At 42.6% G+C, this 481-nt stretch carries 1 protein-coding gene; it reads right to left on the bottom strand.

Annotated features, from left to right (window positions below; all coding sequences use genetic code 11):
- A partial coding sequence (locus AAEY75_RS14125) for an efflux RND transporter permease subunit (protein ID WP_352259912.1) occupies positions 1-481 on the bottom strand: 481 nt, incomplete at both ends.

Here is a 481-nt window from a genome sequence, read left to right as displayed (position 1 = left end):
GGATATTTGTCCCTTAATTCCTTAATAAAGGTCAGCATTACCAGTCCATTGAGGACTGCAACACCAGATAAGGCAATAAAGCCAATTCCAGCTGACATCGATAATGGAATATCCCTTAGCCAAAGGAACAGCACACCACCGGTCAAGGCAAAGGGTATCCCGGTAAAGACCAATAGACTTTCTTTGACATTGTGAAAGACCGCCATCAGTAAAATAAAGATAGTGATTAAAGCCAGTGGAATCACGATTTGCATCCGTGCTTTGGCTGAAGCCAAATTTTCAAACTGACCGCCATATTCTATCCAATAACCACTTGGCAAAGTGTATGCTTTGAGCTGTGTCTGTACATCAGAAACAAAAGACCCTAAATCACGCCCTTCAACATTCGTTGTAACCACAACTCGGCGTTTACCATTTTCTCGACTGACTTGGTTGATTCCTTCAATGGTCGAGACTTGCGCGACATCCGACAATAAAATAC

The sequence above is a fragment of the Psychrobacter sp. TB55-MNA-CIBAN-0194 genome, assembly GCF_040309505.1.
GTDB lineage: Bacteria > Pseudomonadota > Gammaproteobacteria > Pseudomonadales > Moraxellaceae > Psychrobacter > Psychrobacter fozii.
The sequence above is the reverse complement of the archived record's forward strand: the minus strand, read 5'-3'. Positions and strand labels throughout refer to the sequence as shown.